Origin of the sequence: Actinomadura sp. BRA 177 (assembly GCF_013372625.1) — a bacterium.
Taxonomy (GTDB): domain Bacteria; phylum Actinomycetota; class Actinomycetes; order Streptosporangiales; family Streptosporangiaceae; genus Spirillospora.
This window is the reverse complement of the sequence record NZ_JABXFD010000482.1, coordinates 1-8,148: the sequence shown is the minus strand read 5'-3', so window position 1 is coordinate 8,148 and position 8,148 is coordinate 1. Positions and strand designations below refer to the sequence as shown.

At 73.1% G+C, this 8,148-nt stretch carries 8 protein-coding genes and 1 pseudogene; 6 read left to right on the top strand and 3 right to left on the bottom strand.

Annotation, left to right across the window (positions count from 1 at the left end):
* Positions 1–275: 275 nt before the first annotated feature.
* Both HUX53_RS28055 and HUX53_RS42690 read left to right on the top strand, forming a co-directional pair.
* Positions 276–725: a DUF2752 domain-containing protein gene (locus tag HUX53_RS28055; RefSeq protein ID WP_255205709.1), complete on the top strand. Its 450-nt coding sequence runs from the start codon at positions 276–278 to the stop codon at positions 723–725.
* A gap of 89 nt (positions 726–814) precedes the next feature.
* The gene (locus HUX53_RS42690; protein WP_176406217.1) at positions 815–1,501 is read left to right on the top strand and encodes an RDD family protein; all 687 of its coding nucleotides are present in this window, start codon (positions 815–817) and stop codon (positions 1,499–1,501) included.
* A 51-nt stretch (positions 1,502–1,552) separates the two neighbouring features.
* On the opposite strand, the gene HUX53_RS28045 is transcribed toward HUX53_RS42690, so the two are convergent.
* On the bottom strand, positions 1,553–2,308 hold the full coding sequence (locus HUX53_RS28045; protein ID WP_176406216.1) for a hypothetical protein: 756 nt from the start codon (positions 2,306–2,308) through the stop codon (positions 1,553–1,555).
* A 222-nt stretch (positions 2,309–2,530) separates the two neighbouring features.
* Here HUX53_RS28045 and HUX53_RS28040 point away from each other — a divergent pair, with 222 nt between their 5' ends.
* From HUX53_RS28040 to HUX53_RS28030, 3 genes are all read left to right on the top strand, one after another.
* Positions 2,531–3,319, top strand: a complete 789-nt coding sequence (locus tag HUX53_RS28040; RefSeq protein ID WP_176406215.1) for an ABC transporter ATP-binding protein — start codon at positions 2,531–2,533, stop codon at positions 3,317–3,319.
* A gap of 83 nt (positions 3,320–3,402) precedes the next feature.
* Positions 3,403–4,182 (top strand): sulfite exporter TauE/SafE family protein, encoded by a 780-nt coding sequence (locus tag HUX53_RS28035; protein WP_176406214.1) that lies wholly within the window; start codon positions 3,403–3,405, stop codon positions 4,180–4,182.
* Positions 4,183–4,259: 77 nt separating this feature from the next.
* Entirely contained in the window at positions 4,260–4,499 is a 240-nt protein-coding gene (locus HUX53_RS28030) for a hypothetical protein (RefSeq protein WP_176406213.1), read from the top strand.
* A 6-nt stretch (positions 4,500–4,505) separates the two neighbouring features.
* Here HUX53_RS28030 and HUX53_RS28025 read toward each other — a convergent pair whose 3' ends face one another.
* Positions 4,506–6,698, bottom strand: a complete 2,193-nt coding sequence (locus tag HUX53_RS28025; protein WP_176406212.1) for a cytochrome P450 — start codon at positions 6,696–6,698, stop codon at positions 4,506–4,508.
* Positions 6,699–6,759: 61 nt separating this feature from the next.
* Positions 6,760–7,839 (bottom strand): NAD(P)-dependent alcohol dehydrogenase, encoded by a 1,080-nt coding sequence (locus tag HUX53_RS28020; RefSeq protein ID WP_176406211.1) that lies wholly within the window; start codon positions 7,837–7,839, stop codon positions 6,760–6,762.
* A gap of 76 nt (positions 7,840–7,915) precedes the next feature.
* On the opposite strand from HUX53_RS28020, the pseudogene HUX53_RS28015 reads away from it, so the two are divergent.
* Positions 7,916–8,148: pseudogene (locus HUX53_RS28015) on the top strand (hypothetical protein); the annotation flags it as partial.

The window sequence follows — 8,148 nt, the reverse complement described above, 5'->3', positions numbered from 1 at the left end:
GGCCTGTGTGTATAAGGGCCAGGTCTCCGGCCCCATCCCTTCCGACTACCCGGGTGATCGGCTTCCTCGCGGCGGGCGTCCGGACGATTTCATGAAACTCTTAGCGGGAAAGAGTGCCCACGTACCTGGCGATTTGTCTTACTCTTACCCTCGGAGTGAAGTCAGTGCGCACTCGGTAACGGTCCCGTCGCGGATCGTTGCCCGGGCTTGACCCGGCTCCGGGTGCACCCGGTATACGGGTCACTCACCAGTTCGTCATCGAGGCGGAGGATCCGTTGGGGGGAGCGCCCGGGGCGGCGGCCACCGGTGCACCGGAAGGTGTGCTGGGCGGGCTCGTCAGCCGGACCCTCACCGCAGCGCGGCACGGCCCCCTGGGCACGGCGCTGCGCGTTGCGGCGATGGCCGTCGCGGCCATCGGCGCGGCATGGATCCACCGCGTCAACGACCCCGGCGTGCTCTGTCCCCTAAGGGCGCTCACCGGAGTCCCGTGTCCCATGTGCGGGGGCACGACCGTGTTCATCGAGCTCGGCTCGGGCCGTCCCGGCCACGCCGTGCTCGCGAACCCGGTCGCCCTGACCGGCGCGATCGCCTTCGCCGCCGCACCGCTGGGCCTGGGACGACGGTGGTGGGCACTCCAGCCGAAGACCCGTGCCTGGATGCTCGGCACCGCCCTCGTGGGGTCGGAGCTGTGGCAGCTCGTACGGTTGGGCGTTCTGCGAGTTTGAGCCGGAAAGAATCCTTCGTCAGACTTGCGGAGCCCACCGGGTCCGGCGGGCGTCACATAACCACAAGGGTCAATCAATAAGGAGCAAGTGTGGGTAACCCCTACGACCCGTACGGTCAGCAGCCGGGCTACGGGCAGCAGCAGCCCGGGTACGGCCAGCAGCCCCCGGCGCAGCCGGGCTACGGTCAGCCGCCTGCCCAGCCCGGGTACGGCCAGCAGCCGGCCTACGGCCAGCCCCCGGCCCAGCCCGGGTACGGCCAGCAGCCTCCCGCCCAGCCCGGCTACGGCGCCCCGGCGGCGCCCGCGCAGCCCGGCTACGGCCAGGAGGTGCACCACCACCACTACGGCTCGACCGGCCAGCTGGCCGAGTGGGGCTCGCGTGCGGGCGGCTACATCATCGACTACCTGATCTTCGTCGGTCCGGTCTTCGTCCTCTACCTGCTGGCCGGCCTGCTGGCCAGCTCCGGCAGCGGCGGCGCCGGTCTGCTCGCCGTCCTGTTCTACCTGGTCGGCCTGGCCCTCTCCATCGCGGGCGGCCTGTGGATCTGCTACCAGGAGGGCACCACCGGCCAGTCCATCGGCAAGCGGCAGATGGGCATCCGGCTCATCAGCGCGCAGACCGGCCAGCCCATCGGCTTCGGCATGGCGTTCGTCCGCAAGATCGCCCACATCGCCGACAGCTTCCTGTGCTACATCGGCTTCCTCTGGCCGCTGTGGGACGACCGCAAGCAGACCTTCGCCGACAAGATCTGCAACACCATCGTCGTCCGCGCCTGACCGACGGCCACCCGAAACGGGGCGTCCCCACGCGGGGGGCGCCCCGTTTCGCTATGGAACGTTCTCGAACGCGCTGTTGCACGACGCGACGAGGGCGCGGCGGACGGCGGCGTCCAGCAGGCGCAGGGCCTCGCCGCGGCGGCGCATCTGGTCGGCGCTGAGACCGCGGTCGTCCAGCTGCCGGGCCAGGTCGACGACGAGGGTCAGCCGCCCGGCGAGCGCCGCGACGCGGTGCGCGCGCTGCGGGTAGCCGGGCGCGAGCGGATGGCCGCCGCGCTCCGGGTCGCGCAGGTCGACCAGCGCGTCCGCGATCTCGGGCGGCACGCCGGCGAAGTCGTCCACGGTCGGCAGCGCCTCGGTGGCGTCCCGCATGGCGAGGGTGAGCCGCCGGTCGGCCTCGGCGAGGGACGGGACGTCGGGCAGCCCAGCGGACGCCTCGTGCGGCGTCCAGCGGACGCCGACGTACGACGATCCGCGCCGGTCCTCGGCCGGGACGAGGCCCATCGCCCGCCCGTCCAGCACGGCGACGACGGCGGCGCCCGCCTCCATCGCCGCGGCGTTGAAGGCGGGCGGGCCGGTCAGCCCCAGCGGGTCGCCGGGCTCGGGCAGCGCGAGCCGCAGCGCCGACAGCCCGCCGACGCGCAGGTCGCCGAGTCCGCGGCGCAGCGTCACCTCGGCGGGCTCGCCGCCGAGGATCTGCGGCCCGGCGTTCTTCTCGACCGCGTCGACCGCCTCATCGAGGCCGACGTGCCCCGTCAGCCAGGCGTTGCCCCAGGCGACCAGCGCGGTCGCTACGGCCCCGCTCATCCTGTCGTGCTCATTCTCGGCCTCTCCGCAACGGGCATGCGATCCACGATAAGCGCTCAGATCACAGGTTCCACCGGACGTAAGGGACCTATCGCGCCGGAGAAGCAGCCTGGGACCGCCGTTTCCGCCGGGGATCGGGGGGCCCGTGGCCGTCCCCGATCGCATAGGTTCTTTCCTGAGAGCGAGATCACGGACCACCCGGATTGGGGACGAAGGCACGCGATGGCCGGCGAGGTACTTCAGCTCCGCGGAGTCGGGGTCAGGCGCGGCGGGGCGACCCTGCTGCGCGATGTCACATGGACGGTGGACGAGGGCGAACGGTGGGTCGTCCTGGGCCCGAACGGCGCCGGGAAGACGACGCTGCTCCAGGTCGCCGCCGCGATGCTGCATCCGACCGAGGGCACGGCCGAGATCCTGGAGGAGGAGCTCGGCCGCACCGACGTGTTCGAGCTGCGTCCCCGCATCGGCATCGCCAGCTCGTCCGTCGCGGAGAAGGTCCCGTCCGGGGAGACGGTCATCGACCTGGTGCTGACCGCCTCGTACGCGATCATCGGCCGCTGGCGGGAGGAGTACGACTCCACCGACGTGGGCCGCGCCGTCGAGCTGCTGGAGGCGCTCGGCTGCGCCGACCTGATCCGGCGGACGTTCAGCACGCTGTCGGAGGGCGAGCGCAAGCGCGTCCAGATCGCCCGCGCCCTCATGCCGGACCCGGAGCTGCTGCTGCTGGACGAGCCCGCCGCCGGCCTCGACCTCGGCGGCCGCGAGGACCTCGTGACCCGCCTCTCCGCCCTGGCCGCCGACCCGGCCGCCCCCACGATGGCGATGGTCACGCACCACGTGGAGGAGGTCCCCGAGGGCTTCACGCACGCGCTGCTCCTGCGCGCGGGTGAGATCGTCGCGCAGGGCAAGGTGGACGAGGTCTTCACCCCGGAGCACCTGTCCGGCACGTTCGGGCTCCCGCTGACCGTCGACCGCCAGAACGGCCGCTGGTACGCCCGCTCCCTCCGCTGACCCACCCCCCGTGCGGGGTGAGCCGCGGCCCTCCCTAGCATCGTGGGGCCGTTGCGATCTCGTGAACCGGAGTGGGGTGCGCCTTGGACGTCCTTGACGCGACCGCCGTGCTGGCCGCCGGGGTCGCCGCCGGCGGGATCAACGCGATGGTCGGCTCCGGCTCCCTGATCACCTTCCCGACGCTGGTCGCGCTCGGCTACCCGCCGGTCGTCGCGAACGTCTCCAACAACGTGGGCCTGGTCTCGGGCAACGTCAGCGGCGCGTACGGGTACCGGCACGAGCTGGGCGGGCAGCGGCACCGGCTGCTGCGGCTGGGCAGCGCCTCGCTGCTCGGCGCGATCGCGGGCGGGCTGCTGCTGCTGACGCTGCCGCCCGAGGCGTTCGACATCATCGTGCCCGGCCTGATCGCGATCGCGCTGGTGCTGGTGGTCGTCCAGCCCCGGTTGCAGGGCTGGCTCCGGGGACGCCGTGAGGGCGGCGCGCCGCACCGCCCGGACGGCGGGCCGCTGCTGTGGCTCGGCGTGCTCGGCACCGGCGTGTACGGCGGTTATTTCGGGGCGGCGCAGGGCATCGTGCTCATCGCGCTGCTGGGCATCTCGCTGGACGACGACCTGCAGGTGCTGAACGGCGTCAAGAACGCGATGGCGGCGATCGTCAACGGCACGGCCGCGCTGCTGTTCACGGTGATGTGGCTGCTCGGCCGGACGGAGATCAGCTGGATCGCGGTGGTGCTGATCGCGGTCGGCTCCACGGTCGGCGGGCTGCTCGGCGCGCGGCTCGGCCGGCGCATCCCGCCGCTGGTGCTGCGCGGCGTGATCGTCGCCGTCGGGCTGGTCGCGATCGTCGAGCTGCTAACCAACTGACCTGCCTTTTCACGCGGTTGCCGGACCCGGTTCCGGGTATAATTCGAACATAGGTTCGAACATCGGAGGCATCGCGGATGAAGGGCGACTGGGTCGAGATCGTGGTCGACGTCGGCGGCGCGGCCACCAGGACCTACGAGGTGGCCGCGACCCGCGCCGGCCGCCGCGTGGAGATCGGCAACCGGCGCGGGATCGTCGAGGTCAGCGAGGTGACCCGCACGGGCACGGCGGTGCGCACCGCGCGCTTCATGGCCAACCGGGTGCTCGCGCTGGTCGAGCACCCGGTCTCGGACGAGCCGCCCGGCGGGGGCGGCTGACCGGCGTCAGAGGTCGAGCACGAGCCGGTCCGAGGAGCAGCGGCCGACGCAGATCATCATGGTCCGGCCGGCCGCCCGCTCCTCGTCGGTGAGCAGCGAGTCGCGGTGCTCGGGCTCGCCGGCCAGCACCCGCGTCTCGCACGCGCCGCAGTACCCCTTCTCGCAGTCGTACGACAGGCCGGGCACCGCCTCCTGGACCACCTCGATGAGCCGCCGGTCGGCCGGGACGCGCAGCGTCCGGCCGGTCCGGGCGAGGTGGACCTCGAACTCGGTGTTGAGCGCCGGGTCGAACGCGACCTCCAGCGAGTCGTCGCCGGTGAAGCGCTCCACGTGCAGCCGCTCCCGGATCCCGAGGCCGTCGCAGGCGCTCTCGGCCGCGGCGATCATCCCGGTGGGGCCGCAGCAGTAGACGGCGGTGGCGGGTCCGGCGTCCGCCAGGATCGCGGTCAGGTCCGGGACGCCGGTCTCGTCCTGCGGCCGCAGGTCGAGGCGGTCGCCGGCGAGCGCGGCCAGCTCGTCCCGGAAGGCCATGGACGCGCGGGTCCGGCCGCCGTAGACGACCCGGAAGTCCGCTCCCCGCCGCGCCGCCTCGCGCACCATGGCGAGGATGGGCGTGACGCCGATCCCGCCCGCGAGGAACAGGTAGGACTCCGCGTCCACCAGCGGGAAGTGGTTGCGCGGGCCGCGCACGCCGAACGTGACCCCGGCCTGGGCGAGCGCGTGCACCTCCTCGGAGCCGCCCCGGCCGTCCGGCTCCCGGAGCACCGCCACCCGGTACTGCGAGCGGTCCGCCGGGTCGCCGCACAGCGAGTACTGGCGGACGCGTCCGGACGGCAGCCGCAGCTCAAGGTGCGCACCCGGCTCCCAGGCGAGCGTCTCGCCGTCGGCGGGCGCCAGCGTCAGCGCGAGCACGCCGTCGGCGGCCGTCTCGGCGCGCGTCACGGTCAGGTCGTAGGACGTGCCGGGCGCGACCGCCGTCACCGTGGTCTCGTCGGCGCGCGGGCCGGGGGTGAACACGGCCGGGATCGCGTCCCAGCCCTTCTGGTTGCCGCTGGACGGGTAGCCGATCAGGCCGTCCTCCAGCACCCGGAAGTCCGGCAGCCGGGTCAGCACCTGCGTCATCATCTCGCGGAACATCGCGCGGGCCATGTGCGCGCCCGCGCAGCGGTGCGAGCCGATGCCGAAGCTCAGGTGCCGGGACGCGTCGCGGTCGAGCCGCACCTCGTGCGGGTCGGTGAACACGGCCGGGTCGTGGTTCGCCGCCACCCACGGGATGAGCACCCGCTCGCCCGCGCGGACCGGGCAGCCGCCGACCTCGGTGTCGGCGAGCGCCGTCCGGGCCATCGACTGGGACGGCGCGAACGCCCGCAGGAACTCCTCGGTGGCCCGCTCCAGCAGGTCGGGCGACTCGATGAGCCGCCGCCGCTGCTCGGGGTTGCGGCTCAGGTGGACCAGCACCGACCCGGTGAGCGAGGTCGTGGTGTCGACGCCGCCCGCGATGAGCAGCCCGATCACCGAGACGAGCTCGTCCTCGCCGAGCGGCTCGCCGTCCGCGTCGCGCGCGGTGGCGAGGAAGCTGACCGCGTCCCGCCCCGGTTCCGCACGGCGGTCCCGGATCAGCTCGCGGATGCGCTCCTCCATGTACGCGAGGCCCTGCGCGCCGCGCATGGCCCGCTCGCTGCCCGCCGGGGCGGCGAAGATGTCGTGGATCGGCCCGGCCAGCCGCGCCCAGTCCTCCTCCGGGAAGCCCAACCAGTCGAGGGTGACGGCGGCGGGCACCGGGTTGGTGAGGTCGCGGACGAAGTCGGCGGAGCCCAGCTCGATGAACGCGTCCACCGCGCGGGCGGCGTGCCGGGCGATCATCGGCCGCAGCCGGTCGACCGCCGCCGGGGTGAGCAGCGGGTTGATGAGGTCGCGGAAGCCGGTGGAACGCGGCGGGTCCAGCTCGATCGGGTACTGCTCCAGGCCGGGCCCGCTCGGGATGACGATGGCGACGCCGTCCACCCCGGTGGACGCGCGGGAGGAGGAGAACCCGTCGTCGTCGCGGGCGATCCGCGACACGTCGGCGTACCGCGTCGTGTAGACGAACCCGCCGTGCGCCGTGGTGCGGCCCACCGGGCAGGTCTCCCGGTAGGCGGCGTAGTAGCCGGCCGGGTCGGCGGTGCATTCGGCCGAGTGGTGATCGAAGTGTGTCGTCATGTGCGCCGCTCCTGATGCGCAGGGATTCGCGCGGTGTTGCCCAGCCGCGCCACTGGGTGTCTCAGAAGGTGAGGACGGCCTTGCCGACCGCGCCGCTGCGCGAGGCGTCGATGGCCTCGCCGATCCGCTCGAACGGGAAGTGCGCGACGATCTCGTCCACGGGGAACCGGCCTGCGGCGTGCAGCCGCAGCAGTTCGGGCATGAAGATCTGCGGCACGGCGCCGCCGCCGATGATGCCGGTGATGGTGCGGCCGTTCAGCACGCTGCGCCAGTCGAAGGTCATCTCCGCGCTCGGGCCGACGCCGATCACGCCGCAGCGGCCGAGCGGGCCGAGCGCCTCGACGGCGGTGCGCAGGACGTCCGCGCGGCCGGTGGTGTCGACGACGAAGTCGAAGCCGTCCGGCGCGATGGAACGCAGCTCTTCGGCGACGCCGTCCCCGCCGGTCACGCCGTGGGTGGCGCCGAGGGACCGGGCGGTGGTGAGCCGCTCGGCGTTCAGGTCGACGGCCGCGACGGTCGAGCAGCCGCTGAGCACGGCCGCGAGGATCGCGGAGACCCCGACGGCGCCGGCGCCGAACACCGCGATGGACGAGCCGGGCGAGGGCCGCAGCACGTTCAGCACGCCGCCCGCGCCGGTCTGGAAACCGCAGCCGAACGGCCCCGCGAGCGTCAGGTCGGCGTCCTTCCCGATGGGCACGACGGCGCGCGCGGGGGCGATGACGTGGTCGGCGAACGACGACTGGCCGAGGAAGTGGGCGTTGATCTCGGTACCGGCCATCGAGACGGCGGAGGTACCGTCGGGCCTCCGACCTGTGAAATTGAGGTCGTCGAACCGGGTGCAGTAGCCGGGCAGGCCGGTCAGGCAGGGCCGGCAGTGGCCGCAGGAGGTGAACGACAGCGCCACGTGGTCGCCGGGGGCGACCGAGGTGACCTGGTCGCCGGTCCGCTCGACGACGCCGGCGCCCTCGTGCCCGAACACGGCGGGGGCCTCGAAGAACGTCGCGAACTCCAGGTCGGTGGCGCAGACGCCGACCGCGCTCAGCCGCACCAGGACCTCGTCCGGACGGGGCGGGCCGAGCTCGACGTCGCGCAGGACGAGGGGCTGCCCGGGCTGCTCCAGGACGGCGGCGGTGACGCGCATGAAACTTCCCCCAGGATATTTCACAGAAAGATACGGCATCTTGACATGCGGGATGAGCCCGGTCAAGGATTCCGACATGTCCCCACTTGAAATCCCGGCCTCCCGGCAGCTCATCGACGGTGCGTGGATCCCCGCCGCGGAGCCCGCGGGCCTGCCCGTCCTCGACCCCGCGACCGGCCGCCCCATCCAGGACGCCCCGCGCGGCGGCGCGGCGGGGCGCCACGCACCGTCGATGAGCTGCCGGGAGGCCGGGGCTTCCAGCTGGCTCTTATACAACTCTGACACTGCCGACCAACACGATAGGGAACG

Bases quoted from the DNA above. Each gene is read 5' to 3' on its own strand.
- HUX53_RS28045 (WP_176406216.1), bottom strand. From the start codon at position 2,308: ATGAGCGGGGCCGTAGCGACCGCGCTGGTCGCCTGGGGCAACGCCTGG.
- HUX53_RS28025 (WP_176406212.1), bottom strand. From the start codon at position 6,698: ATGACGACACACTTCGATCACCACTCGGCCGAATGCACCGCCGACCCG.
- HUX53_RS28020 (WP_176406211.1), bottom strand. From the start codon at position 7,839: ATGCGCGTCACCGCCGCCGTCCTGGAGCAGCCCGGGCAGCCCCTCGTC.
- HUX53_RS28040 (WP_176406215.1), top strand. From the start codon at position 2,531: ATGGCCGGCGAGGTACTTCAGCTCCGCGGAGTCGGGGTCAGGCGCGGC.
- HUX53_RS28030 (WP_176406213.1), top strand. From the start codon at position 4,260: ATGAAGGGCGACTGGGTCGAGATCGTGGTCGACGTCGGCGGCGCGGCC.